This window comes from Paraburkholderia bryophila, assembly GCF_003269035.1.
Classification (GTDB): domain Bacteria; phylum Pseudomonadota; class Gammaproteobacteria; order Burkholderiales; family Burkholderiaceae; genus Paraburkholderia; species Paraburkholderia bryophila.
The window spans coordinates 42,936-66,125 of the sequence record NZ_QLTK01000027.1 but is presented as its reverse complement, the minus strand read 5'-3'; the positions used below and the strand labels follow the sequence as shown (position 1 = coordinate 66,125).

General features: G+C 64.8%; 19 protein-coding genes. 2 read left to right on the top strand and 17 right to left on the bottom strand.

What is annotated here, in order from left to right; genetic code table 11:
• Positions 1 to 46: 46 nt before the first annotated feature.
• Positions 47 to 916 (top strand): ATP-binding protein, encoded by an 870-nt coding sequence (locus tag BX591_RS28415; RefSeq protein ID WP_111934652.1) that lies wholly within the window; start codon positions 47 to 49, stop codon positions 914 to 916.
• On the top strand, positions 913 to 1,335 hold the full coding sequence (locus BX591_RS28410; RefSeq protein WP_111934651.1) for an NUDIX domain-containing protein: 423 nt from the start codon (positions 913 to 915) through the stop codon (positions 1,333 to 1,335). Before BX591_RS28415 ends, BX591_RS28410 begins: the two co-directional genes overlap by 4 nt.
• A 141-nt stretch (positions 1,336 to 1,476) precedes the next feature.
• Here BX591_RS28410 and BX591_RS28405 read toward each other — a convergent pair whose 3' ends face one another.
• The 17 genes from BX591_RS28405 to BX591_RS28325 all read right to left on the bottom strand — a co-directional run bounded on the left by BX591_RS28405 (position 1,477) and on the right by BX591_RS28325 (position 23,174).
• Positions 1,477 to 1,674, bottom strand: a complete 198-nt coding sequence (locus tag BX591_RS28405; RefSeq protein ID WP_111934650.1) for a DNA gyrase inhibitor YacG — start codon at positions 1,672 to 1,674, stop codon at positions 1,477 to 1,479.
• 113 nt (positions 1,675 to 1,787) lie between these two features.
• Positions 1,788 to 2,543: a cell division protein ZapD gene (gene zapD / locus BX591_RS28400; RefSeq protein ID WP_111934649.1), complete on the bottom strand. Its 756-nt coding sequence runs from the start codon at positions 2,541 to 2,543 to the stop codon at positions 1,788 to 1,790.
• A 278-nt stretch (positions 2,544 to 2,821) separates the two neighbouring features.
• Complete coding sequence (gene coaE / locus BX591_RS28395; protein WP_111934648.1) at positions 2,822 to 3,454, bottom strand: dephospho-CoA kinase; 633 nt, start codon at positions 3,452 to 3,454, stop codon at positions 2,822 to 2,824.
• A gap of 3 nt (positions 3,455 to 3,457) precedes the next feature.
• The gene (locus BX591_RS28390; RefSeq protein ID WP_111934647.1) at positions 3,458 to 4,399 is read right to left on the bottom strand and encodes a prepilin peptidase; all 942 of its coding nucleotides are present in this window, start codon (positions 4,397 to 4,399) and stop codon (positions 3,458 to 3,460) included.
• A gap of 27 nt (positions 4,400 to 4,426) precedes the next feature.
• Positions 4,427 to 5,659 (bottom strand): type II secretion system F family protein, encoded by a 1,233-nt coding sequence (locus tag BX591_RS28385; RefSeq protein WP_111934646.1) that lies wholly within the window; start codon positions 5,657 to 5,659, stop codon positions 4,427 to 4,429.
• A complete protein-coding gene (locus BX591_RS28380) occupies positions 5,656 to 6,948 on the bottom strand; it encodes a GspE/PulE family protein (protein WP_111934645.1) in 1,293 nt (430 codons plus the stop codon). Before BX591_RS28380 ends, BX591_RS28385 begins: the two co-directional genes overlap by 4 nt.
• A 128-nt stretch (positions 6,949 to 7,076) precedes the next feature.
• Entirely contained in the window at positions 7,077 to 8,381 is a 1,305-nt protein-coding gene (locus BX591_RS28375; protein WP_111934644.1) for an HlyC/CorC family transporter, read from the bottom strand.
• A 160-nt stretch (positions 8,382 to 8,541) separates the two neighbouring features.
• Positions 8,542 to 9,552, bottom strand: coding sequence for an FHA domain-containing protein (locus BX591_RS28370; RefSeq protein WP_111934643.1), 1,011 nt, complete (start codon positions 9,550 to 9,552; stop codon positions 8,542 to 8,544).
• Positions 9,553 to 9,585: 33 nt separating this feature from the next.
• Entirely contained in the window at positions 9,586 to 13,248 is a 3,663-nt protein-coding gene (gene tssM, locus BX591_RS28365; protein WP_111934642.1) for a type VI secretion system membrane subunit TssM, read from the bottom strand.
• Positions 13,245 to 14,462, bottom strand: a complete 1,218-nt coding sequence (gene tssL, locus BX591_RS28360; protein WP_111934641.1) for a type VI secretion system protein TssL, long form — start codon at positions 14,460 to 14,462, stop codon at positions 13,245 to 13,247. The genes tssM and tssL overlap by 4 nt, the downstream gene beginning before the upstream one ends.
• Positions 14,441 to 15,820, bottom strand: coding sequence for a type VI secretion system baseplate subunit TssK (gene tssK, locus BX591_RS28355; RefSeq protein ID WP_111934640.1), 1,380 nt, complete (start codon positions 15,818 to 15,820; stop codon positions 14,441 to 14,443). Before tssK ends, tssL begins: the two co-directional genes overlap by 22 nt.
• Complete coding sequence (gene tssJ, locus BX591_RS28350) at positions 15,817 to 16,404, bottom strand: type VI secretion system lipoprotein TssJ (RefSeq protein ID WP_167444635.1); 588 nt, start codon at positions 16,402 to 16,404, stop codon at positions 15,817 to 15,819. The genes tssK and tssJ overlap by 4 nt, the downstream gene beginning before the upstream one ends.
• A 7-nt stretch (positions 16,405 to 16,411) precedes the next feature.
• The gene (locus BX591_RS28345; RefSeq protein ID WP_111934638.1) at positions 16,412 to 16,801 is read right to left on the bottom strand and encodes a DUF4150 domain-containing protein; all 390 of its coding nucleotides are present in this window, start codon (positions 16,799 to 16,801) and stop codon (positions 16,412 to 16,414) included.
• An 8-nt stretch (positions 16,802 to 16,809) separates the two neighbouring features.
• Positions 16,810 to 17,484 (bottom strand): DUF3540 domain-containing protein, encoded by a 675-nt coding sequence (locus tag BX591_RS28340; protein WP_244147145.1) that lies wholly within the window; start codon positions 17,482 to 17,484, stop codon positions 16,810 to 16,812.
• On the bottom strand, positions 17,481 to 18,650 hold the full coding sequence (locus BX591_RS28335) for a pentapeptide repeat-containing protein (RefSeq protein ID WP_111934637.1): 1,170 nt from the start codon (positions 18,648 to 18,650) through the stop codon (positions 17,481 to 17,483). The genes BX591_RS28340 and BX591_RS28335 overlap by 4 nt, the downstream gene beginning before the upstream one ends.
• Positions 18,647 to 21,235 carry a DUF2169 family type VI secretion system accessory protein gene (locus tag BX591_RS28330; RefSeq protein WP_111934636.1) on the bottom strand — a complete coding sequence of 863 codons (2,589 nt, stop codon included), beginning with the start codon at positions 21,233 to 21,235 and terminating at the stop codon, positions 18,647 to 18,649. Before BX591_RS28330 ends, BX591_RS28335 begins: the two co-directional genes overlap by 4 nt.
• Positions 21,236 to 21,260: 25 nt before the next feature.
• Positions 21,261 to 23,174 carry a type VI secretion system Vgr family protein gene (locus tag BX591_RS28325; protein WP_167444634.1) on the bottom strand — a complete coding sequence of 638 codons (1,914 nt, stop codon included), beginning with the start codon at positions 23,172 to 23,174 and terminating at the stop codon, positions 21,261 to 21,263.
• Positions 23,175 to 23,190: the final 16 nt, after the last annotated feature.

Below are 23,190 nucleotides of genomic sequence, written 5' to 3'. Positions count from 1 at the left end.
TTAATCAAGCTAATGATGCGGCCTCGTGGCCGCTCACTTCACAGCCATGGACAAACTCGAACAGTTTCTGACCCGCGCCGAAGCCGTGCTCGGCCGCCTGGAAGCGATGCTTCCGCCCGCTGCGCCGGACATCGACTGGTCGGCCGCGGTGGCGTTCCGCTGGCGCAAGCGCCAGGGGCGCGGTTACCTGCAGCCGGTGCCGGCCATTTCGGCGATCACGCTCGACGACCTGCAAAACATCGAACGCCAGAAAGGTCTGATCGAGCAGAACACGCGTCAATTCGTGCATAAGCAACCGGCCAACAACGTGCTGCTGACCGGCGCGCGCGGCACCGGCAAATCGTCGCTGATCAAGGCTTGCCTGAACGCGTATGCGAAAGACGGCCTGCGTCTGATCGAAGTGGACAAAGACGATCTGCACGATCTCGGCGATATCGTCGATCTGATCGCGCAGCGGCCGGAGCGCTTCGTGGTGTTCTGCGACGACCTGTCGTTCGAAGACGGCGAGTCGGGCTATAAGGCGCTGAAGGTCGCGCTCGACGGCTCGATCGCCGCGCAGTCGGACAACGTGCTGATTTACGCGACGTCGAACCGCCGCCATCTGTTGCCCGAATACATGAGCGACAACGAGACGTACAAGCACACGTCCGACGGCGAGATTCACCCTGGCGAGCTGGTCGAAGAAAAGATCTCGCTGTCCGAGCGTTTCGGGCTGTGGGTCAGCTTCTATCCGTTCAAACAGGACGACTACCTGTCGATCATCGGTCACTGGCTGCGGTACTTCGGTTGCGACGACGCCGAAGTCGAAGCGGCGCGCGGCGATGCGCTGGTATGGGCGCTCGAACGCGGCTCGCGCTCGGGGCGCGTGGCGTGGCAGTTCGCCCGCGACTGGTCCGGCCGGAAGAACCCGGCATGAGCGACGCTGCCACGAATGCCGCCGGCCGCAAGGTGACGGAAGTCGCCGTCGGCGTGCTGGTTCAGCCGGATGGGCGCTATCTGCTGGCGCAGCGTCCGGCCGGCAAACCGTACGAAGGCTACTGGGAGTTTCCGGGCGGCAAGCTGGAAGCGGGCGAATCGGTCGAGGCCGCGCTCGCGCGCGAGTTGCACGAGGAGTTGGGGATCGACGTCAAGGCGTGCCACCTGTGGCATACGCTGGAACACGACTACCCGCATGCTTATGTGCGGCTGTTTTTCTGCAAGGTGACGCAGTGGGCCGGCGAGCCGCACGGCCGCGAAGGTCAGGCTTTTGTCTGGCAAACGCTGCCGGCGGACGTCGCGCCGTTGTTGCCGGCGACCATTCCCGTGCTGGAATGGCTCGCGGCGGAGCAGCGCTAGTCAGCAAAGAAAATGCTCGCGCAAACGGGCGCCCGAAAGCCCAAAACAAAACGCCACGGCATTCAGTCGTGGCGTTTTGTTTTGGGCTGCGTTAGAACGGGCTGGCCTGCGAAGCGGCGCTGAAAGGCGTAGCCGCCGTATTCAATGCGGGTTGTGATCCCCGCCGGGCGCGTCATCTGATACAGCGTCCTGGTCGGTGCCGCCGATCCTGTACTTCTCGGTGGCCCAGGCGCCGAGATCGACCTGCTTGCAACGGTCCGAGCAAAACGGGCGGAAGCGGTTTTCAGGGGCCCAGAGGACGTCCTTTCCGCAAGTGGGGCATTTGACGAAGGTAGGCATACGGTCAGGCGGTCAATCGTAAGCGGAACAAGTAACGAATATAGGGGCTTTTCTGGCTGCTTTAAAGGCGTGCCCTCGCGAGTCGGCTTAAAGGCCGACTTACCCGGCGAACGTTACAGACTGCAGAGCGTGAGTTGGAACGGTACGTCGACGTCCACCGCGCGCGGACGCAGATCGCCGTCCTGCACAGTGAAACGCACCCAGAGCATGTACTTGTTCGCACTGGCTTCCGGGATCACCCGCAACTCGGGTGTCACGCGCACTTGCATCAATTGATAGGAGCGGCCCGACAGCATTTGCTGATAGCTGCCCTGCATGGCCATGACCTTCGACGCCTGCCCGGATTCGCGCGCGAGCCGCAGCACGATGGTGGCCGCGTCACGCAGCGGCAGCAGCGGCGTGACCCATTTGGCGATATCCTGGCGACGCTGATCCGGATGAATTTGTTGCCACGCGTAGTAAGACGGCAGGTCGAATTTGCAGGTGCCGCCCGGAATGATCGCGCGACTGCGGATGCTGGCGAGCCATTCGTTGTCGGCCAGATGCTGGCCGGTTTTGCCTTGCATCTGCGAGAGGCCCGAGAGGGTCTGCTCGATTTCGCCGAGCACCGCTTCCAGCGCGTTCTGCTCGATGCCGGGATTGCCGCGGAACGGCGCGAGCGTTTGACGCTGGCGTTCGAGTTCCTTCATCAGATCGGACTTCAGATCCGCGCGACCCGCAACCTCTGAGATTTCGAACAACGTTGTCAACGCGACGTGATGCTCCCTCGCGTCTTCCTGAGTCAGAAAGAACGTGAAGCGCTCGAACAGATCTTCGAGGCGCAATAGCGTCCGGATTCGCTCGTTGAAGGGATACTCGTAAAGGATCAAGCGGGCTCGCCTCGGGCGTGGTCGGTGACGGGAATGCAGAACATTCTAATGCCGTGAGACTACCCTAGCAATCTCGCACTTTTCCTGACAGCTTGCGCAATTTTTTTCGCGTGTTTTGGGCAGTTTTCTGCGTCATTCGGCTCGCACGATGCCGCGAAGTTCAATGGGCCTGGCAGCGGACGTCGTGGCGGGGGCATGCGGTTTTCATCTGCCGGGCACATGCGAGCACAGGATTGGCGCTCGTTGGCATAGCTGAGCGTGGCCGTGCTACGCCTGCGTTACGAGTCCGCGTCTTGAGCTTGGCCCGACGCCCCTGCGGCGAGCGACAGATACGCGCGATGCTGCGCGTCGACCTGCGCGCGCAGACTTTCTAGCGATGCGCCGTCGTTGCCGATCACGTCGTCCGCTGCGGCGAGGCGTGCTTCGCGTGTGGCCTGGCGCGCGATGATCGCCAGCACCTGAGCGCGGCTGAAGCCGTTGCGGGTCATCACGCGCGAGATTTGCGTCTCGACGCTGCAATCCACGCTCAGCACGCGGTTCACGCGCGTCTTCCAGCTGCCTGACTCGACTAGCAGCGGCACCACGACGATCACATAAGGCCCGCGTGCCTCGCGCTGCCCACGTTCGGTCTCCGCGCGAATCAACGGATGGGTGATGCCTTCGAGCCGCTTGCGCGCGCCGTCGTCGCTGAATACCAGGGTGCGCATGCGGGCGCGGTCGAGCGAGCCGTCCGCCGCGACGAATTCCGTGCCGAACTCCGCCGCGATTTGCGGCATCGCAATGCCGTGCGGCGCCGTGATGCGATGCGCGATCAGATCGGTGTCGACGAGCGGCACGCCGTGCGCGGCGAACAGGTCCGCCACGGTCGATTTGCCACTGCCGATACCGCCAGTCAGACCCACGACGAACATGCTTCAGCCCCCCAGCGCAAGATAAAGCGGCGTGCCGATGAACAGCGTAACAGCGCCGCCCGCCGCGAGAAACGGTCCGAACGGCAACGGTTCCTGGAAGCGCATACGGCCGAGCCATGTGGCGGCGAGGCCGACCACCGCACCGCTGACCGCGGCGATCAACACGATCTGCGGCAGAGCCGCCCAGCCGAACCAGGCGCCGAGCGCGGCCAGCAGTTTGAAATCGCCATAGCCCATACCTTCGACACCGCGCACCAGCTTGAACAGCCAGTGCACGACCCACAGCGCCAGATAACCGCAGATCGCGCCCAGCACCGCGTCGTGAAGACTGGCGAACATGCCGTTGAAATTGACGATCAGGCCGGCCCACAAAAGCGGCAGCGTCATCGAGTCCGGCAACAGGTGCGTATCGATGTCGATCGCGCTCATGGCCAGCAACGCCGCGCACAGGCCGAACGCCGCGAGCGTCGTGGCGGTCGGGCCGTATAGCGCGAGTGTGCCGGCCGCGCAGGCGGCGCTGGCGACTTCGAGCAACGGGTAGCGCGGGCTGACGGGCGCGTTGCAGGCCGAGCAGCGCCCGCGCAACAGCAGGTAGCTCAGTACCGGCAGATTCTCCCACGCGCTGAGCACATGGCCGCAGTGCGGGCACGCGCTGCGCGGCACCCACAGGTTGTAGCGGGCGGGCAGGGTGTCTTCTTCGGGCGGCGCGCCGGTGGCTTCGTGCACTTCCTCTTGCCATGCACGCTCCAGCATGATCGGCACACGATGCACGACCACGTTGAGGAAGCTGCCGATCACGAGGCCGAACACGACCGCGAAACCGAACTGCAAGCCGGTCGGCAGGCTGCCGAACGCGAAGCCCAGATCAGCGGCAAAGTGCCCGGGCAGCAAGCCCGCAAGCAAGCTGGAAGAGGTGTCTGACACGAGTGGATGAATAGCCTGCATGGCGAAATAGTGGATTCGGCTGCGATGCTACACCACGTTGCCGAGTTGAATAATGGGAAGATACATGGCGATGACGAGGCCACCGACCAGCGCCCCCAGCACGACGATGACAAGCGGTTCGCACAGGCTCGCCAGCGTGGCGATTTTTTCGTCTACCTGGCGATCGCTGAGCGACGCTACGTCGATCAGCATGGTGTCGAGCGTGCCCGATTCCTCGGCGACCGCGACCGGCTGAACGATCTCCGGCGCAAAACAGCGGACCGAGCGCATGGCCGCCGCGAGCCGCTCACCGCGTCGCAGCCGTGTGGCGATATCGACGGTGGCGCGGTCGAAGAATGCGTTGCCGGTGGCGTGCGTCAAGGAGTCGAAGGCGTCGGCGAGCGGCGTGCCGGCCGACAGCAGCGTGCCGAGCGCACGGCTCCAGCGGGCGGCGCACAGACTGCTCAACAGCGGACCGGCAACCGGTATTTTCAGCGCCACGCGTGAAAAGCGTATGCGCGCCGCTTCGGAACGTCGCAGCAGAAACGTCGCAGCCCACACCATGGCGAATACCGCGACAACGGCTGGCACGCTCCAACGTGCCGCACCCGCCGAGAGCGCCAGCACGAACTGGGTCGGCGCGGGCAGCTGCGCGCCGAAGCCGTCGAAGATCTGCTTGAACGTCGGCACGACCCACACCAGCAACGCCGTCGTAATCGCCATGGCCAGCAGCAGGATCGCCCCCGGATAGGTTAACGCGGCACGCACCTTGGCGCGCTGCGCGGCGGCGCGTTCGCGGTCGTCGGCCAGACGGGCCAGCACCGTGGCTAGCGCGCCGGCGGCTTCCCCCACCTCGACCAGTTGGCAATAGAACGCGCTGAATTGGGCCGGATGCCGTTGCAGCGCCGCCGAAAACCGCAGGCCGCTCGTAATGTCGCGTGCCAGCGCGCCGACGATCCGCGGCATTCCTTGCTGGCGGACGCTGTCGGTCTGCGCCAGCAGATCGAGCGCGGGCGCGAGCGGTAAGCCGGCGCGCAGCAGACTGGCGAGCTGGCGTGTGAACAGTGTTACGTCGGCGGCGCGGGTTTTGGGGCGGGGCGCCGCCCCATGCACTTTGAGTTCGATGATGAACAGGTTGTCGCGCTTGTTGAGCAGAGAGCGCGCGATGCTGGCGTTCGGCGCGATCAGCGCGCCGCGCTTGTGCGTGCCTTGTGCGTTGACGCCATGCCATTTGAAGCGCAGTTCCGTGGCCGCCGACTGCACCAACACAGCGGTATTCACGCGACCTCCGTGGCAGCCAGCGCTTCCGCGAGACTCGTCGTGCCGTCGCGCACGCGCGCCAACGCCGCTTCACGTAACGTCGCCACCTGTTCCGCCTGAGCGAGCCGCGCGAGCTCATGCGAGCCGGCGCTTGCCACGATCAATTCGCGCATCGGCTCCGACACCGGCATTACCTGATGCACGCCGATCCGGCCCCGGTAGCCGATACCGTGGCACTTGGCGCAACCAGCGGCGGTGTAGGGCTGCCAGCCGTCGAGCTGAGCGTCGGCGAAACCCGCGGCACGCAGCGCGGCGCTCGAATGTGGCGCGGGCGTTCGGCACGCCACGCACAGTCGGCGCACCAGCCGTTGCGCGGTCACCATGCGCAACGCGGCCGCCAGGTTGTACGGCTCGACGCCAATGTCGATCAGACGCGCGATCGCCGCGGGGGCGTCGTTCGTATGCAGTGTCGATAATACGAGGTGGCCGGTTTGCGCGGCCTTCACGGCGACGTCGGCGGTTTCGTCGTCGCGGATTTCACCCACCATGATCACATCCGGGTCCTGACGCAAAAACGCGCGCAGCGCCACGGCGAAGGTGAGGCCCGCTTTCTCACGCACGCTGACCTGGTTGATGCCCGCTAGCTGGATTTCGGCCGGATCCTCAACCGAGCACAGATTGCGCGATGAGTCGTTGAGCAATTGCAGGAAGCAATACAGCGACAGCGTCTTGCCGCTGCCGGTCGGGCCGGTGACCAGCATCAGGCCGTGCGGTGCGCGGATGCCGGCGTCGACGATGGCGCGCTGCCGTGGATCGAGGCCGAGCGAGTCGAGCGACAGATCCGCGGGCAATGCGTCGAGCCGGCGCAGCACCAGCTTTTCGCCGAACAGTGTAGGCAGCGAATTGACGCGATAGTCTTCGGTCCGTCCGGGCGACGTGGCGATTCGCAGCCGGCCGTCTTGCGGCACGCGCCGCTCGGCAATGTCCATGCGTGCCAGCACCTTCACGCGGGTGATAAATGCGTCGCGCAGATGCGCGGGCGGCTGCGGCAGCTCATGCAGCACGCCGTCGATGCGCATGCGTACGCGCCAGCCATGCTCCGACGGTTCGATATGCAGGTCCGACGCATTGCGGCGAGTGGTTTCCTGCAGGGTTTCGGTGAGGAGGCGAACGGCCGGCGCGTTGTCGATATCGACGAGGTTGGCGGCGGGATCGACCGCGAAGTTTGCGGTCCTGGCTTTGGCCGCAGCTTCGCTATTGAAAGTTGAAGGCCCCGAAGCGGGCGCGGCGGAATGACTGGATGCTTGCATGAGAGACCGGTGACGAGCCGCCTGTAGAACATGACGGTCGCATCATCGGTCAAGGTATCGCCCTAACGCCACTCGGCCATTCGGCTAATGGCGCGCGCGGCGCCGCTGTGCGAAGCTCTGTTTCGGCTTCAGATGCGCGTGGCTTTGGCGGCCTTGGCCGTACCGCGCACCGGCGGCTTGAACAGCTTGACGGTGCGGATCGCCTGATCGTCGCTGCGCATCACTTCGAGTTTTATGTCGCCGATCTGCACGCAGACGTCGCCGTCCGGAATGTCTTCGAGAATTTCGAGGATGAGGCCGTTGAGCGTTTTCGGACCGTCCGTGGGCAGCGTCAGTTGCAGCCAGCGGTTCAGTTCGCGCAGCGGCATGCTGCCCGCCACGATGCATTCGCCGCTCTCGTTCCAGCCGCCGCGCGTATTGGCGCTACGCGGAATCGACGTGGTGAATTCGCCGATCAGTTCTTCGATGATGTCTTCCGGCGTGACGAGGCCCTGCAGTTCGCCATACTCGTTGACGACCAGCGCGGTGCGATGGCGGCTTTCCTGGAAGAACTGCAGTTGCTGGAACACGGGCGTACCGCTCGGCACGAAGTACGGCTCGGCGAGCAACTCGCGCAGCGTCTCGCGTTCGAGTTCCTGGTTATGCAGCGCGGCCAGGGTCTTGCGCACGTGGAGTACACCGAGCACGCGGTCAATGTCGCCTTGATAGACGATCAGCTTGTTGTGATAACAGGTTTCGAGTTGATGCAGGATCTGTTCGAACGGCGCGTCGAAATCCAGCGCTTCGATGCGGCGGCGCGGGATCATCACGTCGTCGACAGAAATGTTTTCGAGGTCGAAGAGGTTCAGCAGAATGCTGCGGTGCTTGGTGGGCATGAAGCTGCCCGATTCGAGCACGATGGTGCGCAGTTCTTCGGTGGACAGACGCTGGTCGTGCGCGCCCTTGGTGTTGATGTGCAGCACCCGCAGGATCGCGTTGGCGAACAGATTGACGAACCAGACGAGCGGCTTCGCGACGCGCATCATCGGCGCGATCAGCAGGCTGGCGGGCAGCGCGATCTTTTCCGGAAACGTTGCGCCGACGATCTTCGGCGTGATCTCCGCGAACACGATGATAAGAAACGCGACGATGCCGGTTGCGATCGAGAGCACGAGGTTGTTGCGGCCGAACGTGTGCAGCGCGATCGAGGTGGTCAGCACCGGAATGATCGTATTGAACAGATTGTTGCCGATCAGCACCACGCTCAAGAGCTGGTCGGTACGCGCGAGCAGACCCTGAGTGGTCTTTGCACCGAGCACGTTCTGATTGGCCAGGTGCTTCAGGCGATGACGGTTGAGCGCCATCATCGCCGTTTCAGAAATGGAAAAGAAACTGGAGCAGACGAGCAGCAGACAAACCGCGCCGATCTGCGCCCACAGGGGAAGTTGTTCCACGCGTCGTGAAGGAGAGGGACAGGATGGAGAGAATATAGCAGAGGGGGCCGCCCCGGCTCGCCGCGAGACGGCCGTGCGGATGCCGAGCGGACGGGCGCCTGCGCTGGGCAAGTGCTGCTGATGGCGGTGCGGCGCCGGCCTCTGATCGAGTGGGTGGCGGTTAGTCTCGGTCAGTATGTTGTTTGAGGGTGCGGACCAGCGTTCCCAGCGTGTGCATGAATTCTGGGGTGAAGCCGGCCTCGGCGGTTGCGTCGCAGGGAACGCCGGCGCCGTCGAGAAAGGCTTGGGCGAGCGCGGCGACGGACCCGGTGGCTTCGCCCTCGGCAATCGTCGACGGGTGCGATGGATCGATCGGCACGTGAGTTTTACCGCCGTAATTCGGCACGGCCACGCGTACGACGCAGGCCGATGCGTCGTATAACCGGCTGAACGCGTCGGCGTAGTCGGCTCGTCGAACGCCGGCGCCATGCTGACTGTTTTCCGCTAGTGGCGTGGCAATTTTTAGCCGCAGATGGCCGTCGAATTCCGCCACCTGGTCGCGTATCGCATGACCGGGCGCGCTGTGCGTACGCGAGGCGTCGAACGCGCCGGGTGGTGCGGCAACGAGGTCCGCGAACAGGTCGGGGACGTTCGTGTCGCTCCATTGCGTGTTCGACCATTTCGTCGCTGGCGCGCCGAACAGTGCGAGGGGGTCCAGCGGCGTATCGAGCAGATCGTGTAATGAGCTCGATGTGCCGGGACCAAACGGACGGTCGTCATCGGCAAGGCCAGACGAAGGCGTGGTCAGGTACAGCGGGTTCGGTGCTGCGTTTCCGTTTCTGGCAGAGTCAGCGGCAGCGGCACCGCCGGCCCGCAGCACATAGGCGCCGATATTGATGATGTCGCCCGCGCGCAGCTCGATCTCTCCGCCAGGCTCGACCAGCTTGCCATTAACGGCGATCGCCGCATGTTCGCTGGTATTGCGCAACTGCCACCCGTCGCCGTGTGCGCTGATCGACGCATGGCGTTGCGCCACCGCGCTGCCGCCATCATCGACGTCGGGGAGCACCAGCGTGTTGTCGGGCGCGCGGCCGATCGAGCCGCCGGCCGCGTCGAAGACCGTGCCGGGATCGTTCGGTAGCGCCTTGCCATGGCAGGCGACGATCATCAACTGAAGGCTGAAAGAGGGCATGGAGCAAACGTCCTGATCTGATAGCGAGCGGCTTTAGGACGGACACGAGAACGCGTCCATTTGCGGCAACCTGAACGGGTTGTAGCTGCTGTTGGCGATAACCCGCAAAGATAGCTTGCGGCCGTTGAAGTCGAAGGTGGCGACAAAGGTTTCGGGTGTCGCGCCCGGCGCGATACGTGCCTTGTCGAGCAGGCGGTGCAGCGCCCACGGTCCCTGAGTTTGCAGGCCGTCGGTGCCTCCCGGCGTGCTGATCTGCAGACTGACCTGGCCGCCGCCGGTGGGGCTGGGCCATTTCACCGTGGTGGGCAGTTGCGGCCCGTGTGCGTAGCGCAGTGTTTGGCCGTCGACGTCCAGCGTGTACTGTGCGATCCCCGGGTCCAGCTCGAGCGGCGTCAGCTCGACCTGCAGCGCCGGCATCGTGGCGCTGCCGGAGAAAAACGCCGTGCGGATGATGTCGGCATTCTGGAACGAGCCGGCCAGACGGGCGTCACCCGAGGCGGAGCCGGTCGCGTCGCGCCTGAAGCGCCAGCGGCTACCGCTGACGTCGATTTGCGACGCCAGATTTTTTTGAAAGAAGCTCTCCATCAACGCGCCCGGCGCGAACAGTTTCGAAAAATCGTCGAGGGCGACGTCCCGGTTGGAGTTGCGCGCAAACGGATAACGTCCGGCGATGATGTGCCGGCACAGTCGGCCTACGCCGCCCTGCGCGTCCTGCGCGAGGTTGGCGCGCAGCGCTCCGCCCACCTGCGCCGAGCCGTTTTGCGACAGATCGCCGAACATTTTGCGCAACGGCATCGGCATGCGTCCGGCGTCGGCCTGCAGTTTGTCGAACACGTCGGTAGGTGGCGGCGAATTGCCGCTGTTGAGCGCCGCGCTCGCCGAGGTCAGATAGCTGTACAACTCGTCGACCACATGCAGGTTGCCGTCGAACGGTGCCGTGCCCGCTGCGCCACCCTCGGACGAGGCGACGAGGCGCCGCAATGGTTCGAAATGCGCGTCGACCATGGCTTCGGGTCGGTCTTCGTTAGCCGCTTGCGGCGCGGCGGGCGCGGCGTTGCCGAACATCGCCGCGAGCGATCGGCGCGCTTCGCCGAGGCGTTGCTGCAGGCGATCCACCGTGGGCCGCTGCTTGGTCGGGGAGGCGGCTCGCGACAGATTCGTCTCGCGCGCGGCGGCCTGCAGGAATTGTCTGAGCGGCGAGTCCGGCGCCGACAACGTGCGTGCAATTCGCGTGCTTTGCGCAATCGACTTGCTATCCGCCAGCGTCAAGTCGTTGAGGTAGGCGTCCCAGACTTCGATGTAGTCGTTGAAGTACGCGCGCCGCACTTCAAGCGCCAGGCGCGCGGTGTCGACGGTGGGCGCGGCGTCGATACCCAACACCCAGGGTTCTTCGCCGCGCAGTTGCGCGACGGCGCCGGCGACACGTTTGTCGAAAACGTCCCAATAGCCTCGGTACGTATACAGACTGTCGATGCCGTCGCTGAGCGGTTTGCCGCTGAGGCGCTGGAACACGAGCGCCGCTTGCGGGCCGCCCGCGCTGACGACGGTGAGCGGCGCGGCGCGTGGCGTACGCAGCAGTTCCCGGCGCAACTGATGGTAGGCGCGCTGAGCAAACGAATCGCGCGCGAGCCGCTCACGCACGCGGCTCACCAGCGCTGCATCGAGCGCAAACGGCGAGGCGACCGCGCGCGCTTCGAAGAGCCGCGCAAGGTGCGCTTCCAGGCGTGCGCGTTGATCCAGCGTGGTGCCGGACGGCGAGGCCATCTGCGTGTCGAGGATCAGCCACGCGGCGACAAAACCGCCGTCGTAGTGGGTGGCGTCGTGAAGCATCAGATAGGCCTTGAGCGCGTCGTACGTATATTCAGGGTCGTCGGGCGGGGCGTTGGACAGCAGCGTTTCGAGACGCGCGGCGGCCTGCGGCAGCAGCTTGTCGTCGAGCGCGCGGCGATAGACCATTTCGCTGGCTTCGCCGATTTTTGCGCCGGGGTAAAGACCGAGTCCGTAGCGCAATTCCGGCGGTGCGTCGATCTCGAAACGTTCGCTGCGGGGCAGACTTCGCACGGTGTCGAGCAGCGGCGCGAGCGGCGCCAATGCACCGGCGGCTAACGTGATCGGCTCGCGCGCGTGCCGATTGATCGCGGCAACGTGCGCGCCGACTTCGTCGAGATAGGCACGGTTGTTGGAATAGCTGACCGCCCAGCCGGTTAGCAGTATCAGCAGGAGGGCGACGCTTGCCACTGCGAGCGTCGTGTGCGCGATCAGACGTCGCCGCAGCGACGCGCGGCTCGTGCCGGCGAGGCCAGCATCCGCAAAAACCGCTTCGTGCAACAGTTGCTTGAGAAAGTAGCTTTGGCTGACGCGATTTGTTGCGGGCGCAGGCGAAGGCGACGGCATTGCGCTGTGCAAGTGTTGTCTGACGGGCGCCAGTACCCGGTCGATTGCCGGCCCGCTTTGCAAGGCGCTGGCGAAGTAGATGCCGCGCGCGACCAGATTGGGTTCCAGTTGCGACGCCCGAAACAGCGCGGAGCAAAAACCGTCGAGCACATCGCGCAGACTCGCGAACTGCTGCGGGAACAGATAGGCGAGCGCTCGGCTATCGAGATCGGGATCGGTGCTCAGCACGTCGCGCAAGCCTTCGGTCAGGCGCTGCGCGAGCTTGTCGAATGCGTCGGTGAATGCCGTGGCGGCGCGGTTGGACGGCGCGGCAGTTTCGTCGAGCGGGAAGGTGGCGCCCCAAACCTGCTCGCGGCCTTCGCGGCTTAGCGCGGAAAAGTACTCGACGAAGCCGCCAAGGCGATCCATGCGGGTGAAACATAAGTAGATCGGGACCTGCATGTCGAACGACTCCCGCATCGATAGCAGCGGCTTGCGCAGACGCGTCGCGTACGCCGCACGTTCAGCCTGGTTCAGCGCGAGCAGCGTGTCGATCGCGACCGTCAGTAGTACGCCGTTCAGCGGTTGGCGCGGCCGGTGTTTGCGAAGCAGCGCGAGCAAGGCGCGCCACTCGGCGCCGCGCCGCTGGGTGTCGTCGGCGGCTTCCAGATAGTGGCCGGGCGTATCGATGAGCACCGCGTGGTTGCTGAACCACCAGGCGCATTGCCCGGTCGCTTCGATGTGGCCGGCAGCAGCTTGCGCCGCCTGCTCGACCGTCGACAGATCGAGCCCGCCGTGGACGAGTACAGCAGTCTTGCCCGAGCCGTCGCTGCCGACCACGAGATACCACGGTAATCGATACGCGTACCGACCGGTGACGGCATCGTGCCATGCCGCGAGCTTGCCTGCCGCCGGGTTTGCGCGACGCAGGAGAGAGAGCGTGTTGTGAAAACGGGCGCGCAGTTCGGCAACTTTGGCGCGGTCGTCGGCGCTAATAACTGTGTGGGGGGCATCCGAAGTCTGCGCGTTGCTCACGCTCATCCGGTGTTCACGCCAACGCTCGAACAGGCTCGCACCCGCACCCGCACCCGCATCGCTACCGCGCATGCGCCAGACGAGCCGCATGCACCCGGCCAGCAGCACGAGCGCAATCAGCCACGCTCGCACCGTCGCACTCTCCAGTGGACGCGTCGCGCCGATCGCCAGCAGCGGCCCCGCGCTCCAGATCAACGCGACGACCAGCGCGATCTCGACGCATAGCCAGACACACAGCCACCAGGTTCGGGACACCATCAGCTGCACTACCCGTGTTACGAACTTCATCGATCGGTCGCCTGCGAAATGCCTGGTCTGTCCGCGGGACGCGGGAACAATACGATCTCCACGCGCCGGTTGTGGGCGCGGCCATCGGCTGTCTGGTTGGTATCCACTGGTTGTTCGTCGCCGCGGCCCGTCACGGTGATACTTCGGTTCGGGGCAAGACCTGCTGCCAGCAGCCATTGCCTGACCGCGCCGGCACGCGCGTGCGACAGCGCGAGATTCGACTCGAAGCGCTGATCGCGGATCGGCTGATTGTCCGTATGACCGGTGATGACGAGATCGCCGCCGACCCGGTTCAGCGCGTCGGCCAGATGCGCGAGTAGCGGCAGATACGCCGGATTCGCAGCGGCCGAGCCGGAGTCGAACAGGCCGTCGCCACGCATGGCGATCACGCTGCGGTCCGTCTCTTCGCGCAGCGCGAGCACGCCGCTTCGCAGATCCGCGTCGAGCGCCTGCCGCAGCCCGTTCGGCGGCGGCGGGTGGTTCGCGTGGACATCCAGCTCAGGCAGACGAAGCGTCTCGATCGCCGCATAGACGCGATCCGCATGGGCGTTGGTGGCCCACAGAAAAGCGCCGAAACTCGCGCTGCCGCTCACCCCGGCCAGCAGCAACCACGCCCACAACGGCAGCCCGCCACGCAGCCGTCGCACCGGCGTGCGGTCCGCGGCGCGCCACTCCGGCGACAACGGCTGTGCGTATCCGCCACCGGTTTCATGCAGTAGTTTGTGCAGCCGACGTATCAGCGTCTCGCGTTGCGCGGCGCCGTTATCGATCACGCGGTAGCGTCCCTGAAAACCGAGCGTCAGGCAGAAGTACTGCAGTTCGATCATGTCGCGATGCGCGTGCGCGCTCACCGACAGGCGCGCCAGCAACTGGAAGAATTTTTCGCCGCCCCATGTCTCGTTGTGCAAGGCAACCAGCAGACTGTGGGTCGACCACGCGCCGCCACCGCCCCACGGCGCGAGCGCGGCCGCTTCGTCGAGCGCGGTGCACAGGCAATAGCGCGCGGCGACGATAGTCTCGACGGGAATGGCCGCACGTTGCGCCCGCGCCTGAAACTGCCCGATCTGATCGAGCAGATATTCGCGCAGCCGCTGAGGCGCGAGGTCCGTGCCGGTGCGGATCGGCACCAGCAGGTCGAGCAGCGGGTCGGCGGCGGCGACGAGCGCATTGTGGGCACCTGATCGATGCTGCGTCATCCGCGAATCGCCCAGCATTCCATCGCCAGACCCGGCAGATCGCCCGCGACGTGCAGCGCGAGCCCACTGGATTTTTCCAGATGCTTCCAAAGCTCGGCGCCGGTATCCAGTTCGAAGTAGTGATAGCTCGCGTGATACGGAATCTGCCGAGGTGCGACCGGCAGCATGCGCAACGCAATGCCGGGCAAATGCAGATTCACCAGATCGGCGAGCCGCTCGGCCGGCCCGATCTTGACCTGTGCGGGAAAGCGCGAGCGCACGGTCTCGGCGGGCAGATCGGCGTGCACGGCGAGCACGAAGCCGGCGCTATGCAGCAACTCGGGACTCGGAATCCGCGCCACCCAGACGCGGTGCGCGCGTTCCTGCAGTTCGATCGCGACCGCGTTCTGTTCGAGAACAGTCGACAACGCGCGCCGCAACTCGGCCATCAACGGCGAGAAACTACCTTGCAGATCGTCGTGCCGGTACGCTGGACGAACCGTCGGCCGGCGTTCCTGGTTCGTGTAGGTGGCGAGGTCGAACGCGAGCCGCAACCACTGCTGAAACAGCGCTTCGGGATGCACTTCGCCGAATTCGTGTTCGTGCGAAGTGTCGGCCTGCGCGCGATTGATCAGCGCGAGCAGCAGAAAGTCCGCGACTTCCGCGACGCCGCCGCGTCCCGGCCGCGACAGCCGGCTCGCCAGCGCATCGCCGCGCTGTTCGAGCAGGCCGTGCAACTCGCGGATATAGCCGGCGAGCAACGGATGCTGGCCAGCAATCAGCATCGGCGGAATGTAGTGTTTGTCGAGCAGCAGATGGTTGTCGCTACGCCGCTGCGTCACGCGCAGCAGGCCGATGGCCTGCCATTCGCTGCCCAGTTCGGACGCCGGCACGAGACGCAACCGCGCGCGGGCGATCTGCACGCTGGCGGGTCCCAACGCGACCGCGTTGCCGTCCACGATTTCGCGGACGTAGGCGCTATAGCGCGCGAGCGAATCGGTGCGTTCCTCGAAGATCGTGTCTTCGCCGCCCGGCCGTCTGAGCGGCAACGCGAGCAGCACGAGCTGATCTTTTGCGTCGGCGGGAATGTCGAGCGGGGCGGGCAGTTCGTCGGGACCGGTGAGCAGAAAGGGGGTGCCGTCCGGAAATACGCCTTGCGCCATGGTCAGCGACACTTTTCCGAGAGCCAGCGCGTCATGATCGATCTCGAGACTCGTGAAACCCCAGAACGCGCGCTGCAATCCGCGGCAACGCAATTGCACATAGCTTTCGATATAGCGTTCGAACTGCTGGAAATGTTGCGGCCGCAGATACATGCCTTCGGACCAGACAACCTTGCTGCGGGAGCTGCCCGAGTCCTTCAACGGTAAATTCAGCGGCGCGGTGGAATGCTTCATCGAGGGTTCCGATTCAGGGTTCGGACGACGATGCCGCTGTCGTCCAGTTTCACATGCACGACGAGCCGTTGCGGCTCGGATGGCCAGAGCGTCAGAAGGCTGGGCTCGGCGGCGGCGGGCAACGGGATCGCGACCCGCCAGACGTGACGGTTCAATTCGCGGTAGCCGGCGACGACGCCCAGCGAGCGCGCCCGCGCGTCGCCGGTCCGTTCGAGTGTTCGTTCGAGCGTGCGTTGTTCACCCGGTCGCAGAATGAGTTGTTCGAACGCGACGAGGTTGTCGCCGAGACTTGCCTTCGCGTGGTCCTGCAACGGTGCGAAGCCGCTCGCGTTGAAAGCCGCGGTCGTTTTCAGGTCGTAGATACCGACGAGAATCGGCGCGGGTCGTCCGAGGCTGTCGGGGTTGACGGTGGCACTGGCGTCGAGAGAAAGCGTGACGAAAGTGTCCGCAGGCGGGCGCGTTGTTGCGCAGCCCGTCACGAGTGTTTGCAGAGCCAGCGGGAATAGCAACCACGGCAAAGTCGGTAGCGTCGGCAGAAACGCCTTTACCGCAAACCGCGCCCGCCATTGCATCGGGATGAGCATGCGTGGATCAACTCGCCAGGTTAAGAATGTGTGTCTGACTGGGCGATGTGCCCGTGCCCACCGCATTGGTTGCATTCTGTTGCGTGGGATCGGTCATCCGGGTAGTTGGCATGCCGTGCAGCAGTACCGTGGTGGCGCCGTTGATATGGCGTGAGCTCGCGCAGACGGTGCCGGAACTGACGCCGCCCATCGCGCCAGGTGCGTCTCCGCTAGTGACTGGAATGATGGTTGTAAGGTTGTGGGCGGGCGCGCAGGCGACCAGGATGTTGCTGACGTTCGGGATCGCCTGCACGCGTTGGGCGTTGTTGTCGTAAGCCACCGGCACGCCCAGCGGCGGCGTTTTGTTGACGCTGATGGCGTCGTTGGCGCCGGCGGCGCTTGAGTTGACCATGACCATGGATGCTCCTAGCCGAGGTGGATTTGTTGAGCGTCGAGCTTCGCGAGGCGCTCGGCGGTCAGCAGCGTGTGCTTGCCATGCAGGCGCGCGGCTTCCGCAGCGGCATAGTCGAGATGGGCGCAACGCAGGTGATCGACCGTCTCGACCGTGCGAAAGCTTGCTTTCGCGATGTGCACGACTCGCTCGAAGACGCTCTCCAGGCTTTTACCGATGAGCCGTAGCGCACCGGCATGCCCTTCGAATTCCGCGCAGTCGAGCGAGGCTTTACGCGCGACGAGCGCCGCTTCGTCCGCTTCGAGGGCGAGGCGCTTGCCGTGCAACGCCAGATGGTCGCCCGCGTGCAGTTGAAGGTTTTGTCCGGCGCGAAAATGGAGATGATTCGACGATTCGAGCACCAGATCGCCATCGACACGAATGCATGCGCCGCGCCCGTGAGGCCGGTCGAGGATCGCGAGCACATGGGGGCGCTGCGGTTCGATGTGGCTCACCACGACGCGGTCGCCGATCTCTGGCGCGACCAGACAACTGAATGCGCGCCGGCAAGTTATTCGGGCGCTTGCGCAGGCCACCAGCAGCAGATCGTCGTGCAGAAGCGCGAGCACGGTGCCGGCGCTTTCGCTGGTTTCGCCGGTTTCGGCGGCCATGGCCAGTGGCGGTCTTAATTCGGCGACGGTCGATGTCATGGAGATTCCGAAGTGGAGGACAGTGCTGCGCGCTCGTTCCGACGTGCCGACCAGACGCGCGCGGCTTCCAGTGCGGTGTCGCTGGCGGCTACGCCGGGGCGGTCTTGCAGGGCGATCGGCGGCGGGTCGCGCTCGGCGGGGATGCGGTCGCTGCCGGCATGGGTGCTGTCCGCCTGAACGCGCTCGCGCTCAGCACGCACGCGCGCGCCATCGAAGCGCGTTCGCGCCAGCAACGCCTCGTGAAAGTCCGCGCCTTGCAGTAGCGCCGACGAAAAATCCGCACCGTCGAGTCGCGTCTTCACAAAGCGCGCGCCGCTCGCATCGGTGCGATGAAACACCGCGCCGGACAAATCCGCACCGCTGAAGTCCGCGCGTGCCGTCCGCGCGTCGACCCAGATACTGTTCGGCAAGCGCGCGTTACGCCACTGCGTGCGGCTCGCCCGCGCCTCGAAGAAATTGGCGAAGGGCGCATTCACGTCGTCCAGCACTGCGTGGTCGAGTCCGGCACCCTGAAAATTGCAGTACGGCAGCCGCGCCGAGGTGAAGTCGACATGGCGAAGTTCTGCGCGAATGAACTGGCATCGGTCGAACGTCTGTCCGCGAAACGTTTGTTCCGCCAGATTCGATTCGCTGAAAACAACGCGCTCGAAGCGGCTCTGCGCGAAACGCACGTCGCGCAAATCCAGCCGGTAGAACAGGCTCTGACCAATCGAGGCGGCCGACCAGTCCGCGCCGGCCATTGGCGTCTGGTCGAAACAGGCGAAGTCGAATTGCGCCGAGTCGAACTGGCAGCCGTTCAGGTCGCATTGAAGAAAGGCGGCACGAGCGGCGCGCACACGCGTGAAGCGTGTGCCGCTCGCTCGCGTACCGGTGAAGCGGCAATCGTCGAGCGTGGTGTTGGTGAGGTTCGTGCGCGCCCATTCGCCTTTCAGGAAGACGCTCTTCGACAGGTCGGCGCAAGTCAGATCGACTTCCGCGAAGCTGCACTCGTTGAACACGCATTCGCTGAGGCGTGCGTGAGCGAGGTGCGTGCCGCTGAACGTGACGTTGGCGAAGATGCCGCCCGACAGATCGCATTGCGTCAGGTCGAGCGGTCCCACCGTTTGCCGCTCGACGACTTCACCTCGACGGATCGTCTCCTGAAGCTGTTTGCGTGTGAGACTCATGCGCGATCCGCCAACGGGTGGAACACGGCCTGCTCCAGATAAGCGCCGTCGAATTGCCCGCGTTCGCCGCGCCGTGAAACGTCATCCAGTAAAACTTCGGCGAGATTGGCGCGAAACAGATTCGCTTCGTGCAGGCTCGCGCCGCGCAGATCGGCGCCCCGCAGATAACCGCCGATCAGGTCGACGCCTGCCAGCCTCGCGTCGCGTAGATCGGTGCGCACCATGTAGCCGTTCTCGACCCGCGCGCCTTGCAGATTGGCGCCGTTCAGGCAGGCGTCGGAGAAGTCGGACCCATCGATCCGCGCATGACTGAAATTGGCGCCCTTTGCGCTGGCCTGACGCAAGTTCACTTCGCTGAGCGTGGCATGCGAGAAGTCGGCGCGATCCAGCACGCTGTCTTTCACGAAACAGGCCTGGCGCAACGTGGCGCGATCGAAGCGGATACCGGCAGCGGAGGTTTCGATGCATGCCATACCCTGGATATCGGCCCCGGCAAAACTGACGTGGTTGGCCGTGCACTGGATCAACGCCAGCTTGCGGATTCGCGCCTGGCTGAAGTCGACGTGCTGAAAGGCCTGTTCGACGAACGCCAGATCGCTCAGCGTGGCTTCGCTGAAATCGACCGAATCGAAACGACACTGGCTGAAGCGGGCTCGTTCGACCGATGCGCGGCGCAGCTTGCACTGATGAAACTGGGTGCGTTCGAACAGCGCGCCGTCGAGCGTCGAGTCGCTGAAATCAGTGTCGTCGCAATGCGCCAGCGAGAGGTTGGCGCTAGTCAGATTCGCGCCGCGTAATGTGGCGCCGGTGAGCGTGGTGCGAACCAGCACTGCGTCGCTCAACGTGGCGCCGGTGAGATCCGCACCGCTCAGGTCGGCGTTTTCGAGCAGCGCGCCGGCCAGCAGCGCGCCGCGCAAACTCAGGCCGCTTAGATCGGCGCCGGTCAGGTCGAGGCCGCTCAGCGATTCGCCGGCGGCATGCAGGGCCGTGACGCGCTCACGTATTGCCTCGGCCGCAGCGGTGTTCGCGCCGAGGCGCGGCGCGGCCTCCTGATAGTGCGCGGTATGGCGGTAAGCCTGACGGAGTTTGAGGGTCGCTTCGCGCGCCATCTCGGCCATCTCGGCTTGCCCGGCATGAAGCGGCGGCGTGTTGTCGTGAGGCAGCGTGGGCGGCCCGCGCCTTGGCGCTGCGGGTGGACAGTGGGCGGCGTGATCGTGTTCGATACGCTTTCGCGCCTGGGCGAGCGCGGCGCGCTGTTCGCTCGCCAGTTGTTCCTGACGCTGCACGAACTCGGCCAGGTCGCCGGGTTGCGGTGGGTGCGCCGGGGTGAGCGCATCGGCGAACGCATCGGCGGGGAGCGGGATGTCTGCGTGCTGTGCGGACAAGGTGGCTTCGTCGGCCAGCGCGCGAACGCGGTTCAACAGGTTGCGCTGCCATGCTCCTTGCGATGGATCGTCAGGCGTGCGGTCATCGTGACACGTCGACCCGGTTGTCGACGCGGGCATGAGATCGCTATCGCGCAACGCGTGCAACGCACCGTACTGGCGGTCCATGCGCAATTCGAAAACGCGCTGGTAGTGCTCGGCCGATCGGACTTGTTGGCTTGCCTCGGCGGCGATCAACAAGCAGGCGACGTCATGAGCGTCGAACGCTTCGATTTCCGCAGCACCGTGAAAAATCATCACCACGCGCTCGCGATGAGGAATGAACCATGCGGTCGTCAGACGCATCGCGATCTCGGTCAGCACGTCGGACTGACGGCGCTGAATAAAGCTGCGAGCGCGCAACCCCGGCAAGACGCCCGCGATCGTTTCGCGCTCGGGATGCAGGCGCGTGATTTCATAGACCGCGCCATCCGGCAGCGCGGTGTGTGCCGGCAATTGCTGGTCCAGCGGCGCGACATTGAAATAGCGGCGGTCCATCGTGCGGGGAAAGCCGGGGCGATCCTGCTCATGCCATGCCTCGTCTAACCGGCCAAAGAGTGCGTTGCGTTGCGGCCAACTCGGCGCGATCGGCGTAAAGGCGGCGGGCGCCGTATGTTGCCCGCGTTGCATGAGCACATTCGCCGCATATTCGATATTGGGCAGGGGCGTCGGGGTGTCCCGGTGGTCGCCGATTGAACTGCTGAATCCCCGGCCGACGGGGTTGTCCGCATAACCGGCACCGCCATAGGCATGCGGCCAGTCGATTCGTAGCGACTCGAACGGCTCGGCCGCCGTGGCTAAGTCGCCGTGCCAGTGCCGCTCGCCGGACACGCGCAACCGTTTCTCCACACCCGCGAAGCGGATGCCGACGTGGCAGCAGTTAGCGTGGTTGCTGTCGTTGCTGTCGTTGCCGCGGTTGCAGTACTCGCCGTAGGCATTCGCGGACACCAGAAACTCGGCGTGCGACTTGGGCAATGCCGCGTCGAGCGTGTAGCCTGCCAGTTCCTCGCCGACCGTGTTCCACAACTCGGATTCGCTCACGATTCGCGGCGTCGCGCCGAGCGTCGCCATGACTGGGATCGCGATACCGAGGTGCTCGCGGCCGTGCGCGCGGTAGGGGCGCGTCAGGATGCCGAGTGGCGCGGGCTTGATGATTTTCATGGCGACTGGGTTTGTATGGCCGCTTTCAGAACGTGACCGACAGGCCGACGGTGCTATACGACACGCCGGTCGCACTCACACTCGAACCGGTGCTGCTGACCGAAGAGCCGGTCGAGGAAACCGATGAACCGGTCGAGGAAACCGACGACCCCGTCGTGGTGACGCTCGATCCATTCGCGCCGACCCAGGAGCCGTTTGCGGACATCGCTGACCCGGTCACGCCCGCATTCGCTCCCGTCATGCTGAGGCCCGTGCCGAGTACGCTAATCTGATGCGCCGTAAACGAACGGGAGGTTCCGAGTGTGATCGAGGTCGAGTCGCCCTTGATCGAGACGGATGAACTGCCGCCGACCGTGGTCGACGTGTTGTTCGCCACCGCTTCGCTTTTGTCGCCGCCGACGTCGTGCGTCGCGTCGTTTTCCACCGACAGCGCGTAGTCGCGCTCCGCGTGCAGGCTGACTTTTTCCCCACCTCGCTTGTCTTCGAAACTCAGCATGTTGGCGTTCGCGCGCGTGCCGCCGGGTGTGCGCGTGACGAAGCCGCTTTGCGTCGCGGCTTCCGGCAGGCTGAACGGCGGCATCTGATCGGCGTTGTAGACGCGGCCGGTGACGAGCGGCCGGTCGAGTTCGCCATTCAAAAAGTCGACCACGACCTCCTGACCGATTCGCGGCACATGAATGCCGCCGAATTGGGCGCCGGCCCATGCGCTCGACACGCGCACCCAGCACGAACTGTTTTCGTCGCGCGTGCCGTAACGGTCCCAGCGAAACTGCAATTTCACGCGGCCGTATTGATCGGTCCAAAGCTCGTGGCCGGCGGGGCCGACGACCACGGCGGTTTGTGGACCGGTCGCCTTCGGCACGGCTGTCACGCTCGGCGCGCGATACGGCAGCGATGCGGGTTGCGCGATGAAATCGAATTCGTAGCGCGCGTTGCCGCTGCCGGTTGCGTAGCCGCCTTCCTGCAGTCGATAGCTCACGCCGAATATCAGACAGGCACGGTTCTCCACCTGCCGTGGACAGTTCTGCAACGTGAACAGGTAGCCTGGTGCGATCGTGCGCGAACGCGTATGCGCCTGAACGCGCGCGTGCCTGGCCTGTTCCGCTTCGAGACGCACGCGTGCGTAGTGTTCGCCCTGATCGGCTTCGATATAGCCGCCTCGCCATTGGTATTTCGCGTATCGGCCGTGCTCGGCGCTTAATGGCCGGGCGCGCACCTGCGACAGATCGGCTTGCGGTTTGCGGAAGTCGTAGTCGTCGACGCTGTAGGCGCCGGAGCTCAGTTCGACCGCCGGATGCCAGGCCTCGACGCCTTCTTCCGTGGGCAGCGCGAGGCGGTCGGAGGCGAGCCAGGATAATGTCGCCTCGCCTGGCAGCGGGTCGTGTGCGCTGAGGTCGTCGGCCAGCACCAGCACTTGCTGGTCCGCTTCATGACGGAAAAAGTAGTAGATGCCGTCCTGTTCCATCAACCTGCTGACGAAAGCAAAATCGCTCTCCTCGTACTGCACGCAGTAGTCCCAACTGCGATACGTGGACAGCAGACGTTCGTCGACCTGGAAGCTGTATTTGCCGAGCACTTGCCGCAGAATCTCCACGACCGACAGGTTCTGGAAGCTGCGGCAGTCGCTGTTCAGCGTGAGATACCAAAGCCACGGACGCAGCGTGACAGCGTAGACATAGCTGCGCACCGTGCTGGTTTCGCGGCCGGTAAATGCGCAGCGCGCGATCTGGCCGCCAAGATGGCGCAGCGCGCCCGAACTCGTGACGATATCCAGCGAGAGCGGTTTGCCGAGAAGCGCGTTCATATCGAGCGATGGGGAAGGGCTCACCAGTTCCACCTGAAACTCATACAGCGACGACAGCGTTTCCACGCCGGTCAGGGAACGGAAAGCGAGCATGGCCGGATCGAGCGGGGTGCGTGCGGTGACGATGTGGTTCATGACAGGTTTCGTGAAG

Excerpts from the sequence above, each read along its gene's own strand:
- tssM (WP_111934642.1), bottom strand. The coding sequence starts at position 13,248 with ATGAAGTTCGTAACACGGGTAGTGCAGCTGATGGTGTCCCGAACCTGG.
- BX591_RS28390 (WP_111934647.1), bottom strand. The coding sequence starts at position 4,399 with ATGCAGGCTATTCATCCACTCGTGTCAGACACCTCTTCCAGCTTGCTT.
- tssK (WP_111934640.1), bottom strand. The coding sequence starts at position 15,820 with ATGAAGCATTCCACCGCGCCGCTGAATTTACCGTTGAAGGACTCGGGC.
- BX591_RS28380 (WP_111934645.1), bottom strand. The coding sequence starts at position 6,948 with ATGCAAGCATCCAGTCATTCCGCCGCGCCCGCTTCGGGGCCTTCAACT.
- tssJ (WP_167444635.1), bottom strand. The coding sequence starts at position 16,404 with ATGCTCATCCCGATGCAATGGCGGGCGCGGTTTGCGGTAAAGGCGTTT.
- BX591_RS28345 (WP_111934638.1), bottom strand. The coding sequence starts at position 16,801 with ATGGTCATGGTCAACTCAAGCGCCGCCGGCGCCAACGACGCCATCAGC.
- BX591_RS28335 (WP_111934637.1), bottom strand. The coding sequence starts at position 18,650 with ATGAGTCTCACACGCAAACAGCTTCAGGAGACGATCCGTCGAGGTGAA.
- BX591_RS28325 (WP_167444634.1), bottom strand. The coding sequence starts at position 23,174 with ATGAACCACATCGTCACCGCACGCACCCCGCTCGATCCGGCCATGCTC.
- tssL (WP_111934641.1), bottom strand. The coding sequence starts at position 14,462 with ATGCTGGGCGATTCGCGGATGACGCAGCATCGATCAGGTGCCCACAAT.
- coaE (WP_111934648.1), bottom strand. The coding sequence starts at position 3,454 with ATGTTCGTCGTGGGTCTGACTGGCGGTATCGGCAGTGGCAAATCGACC.
- BX591_RS28415 (WP_111934652.1), top strand. The coding sequence starts at position 47 with ATGGACAAACTCGAACAGTTTCTGACCCGCGCCGAAGCCGTGCTCGGC.
- BX591_RS28405 (WP_111934650.1), bottom strand. The coding sequence starts at position 1,674 with ATGCCTACCTTCGTCAAATGCCCCACTTGCGGAAAGGACGTCCTCTGG.
- BX591_RS28370 (WP_111934643.1), bottom strand. The coding sequence starts at position 9,552 with ATGCCCTCTTTCAGCCTTCAGTTGATGATCGTCGCCTGCCATGGCAAG.
- BX591_RS28340 (WP_244147145.1), bottom strand. The coding sequence starts at position 17,484 with ATGACATCGACCGTCGCCGAATTAAGACCGCCACTGGCCATGGCCGCC.
- BX591_RS28330 (WP_111934636.1), bottom strand. The coding sequence starts at position 21,235 with ATGAAAATCATCAAGCCCGCGCCACTCGGCATCCTGACGCGCCCCTAC.
- BX591_RS28410 (WP_111934651.1), top strand. The coding sequence starts at position 913 with ATGAGCGACGCTGCCACGAATGCCGCCGGCCGCAAGGTGACGGAAGTC.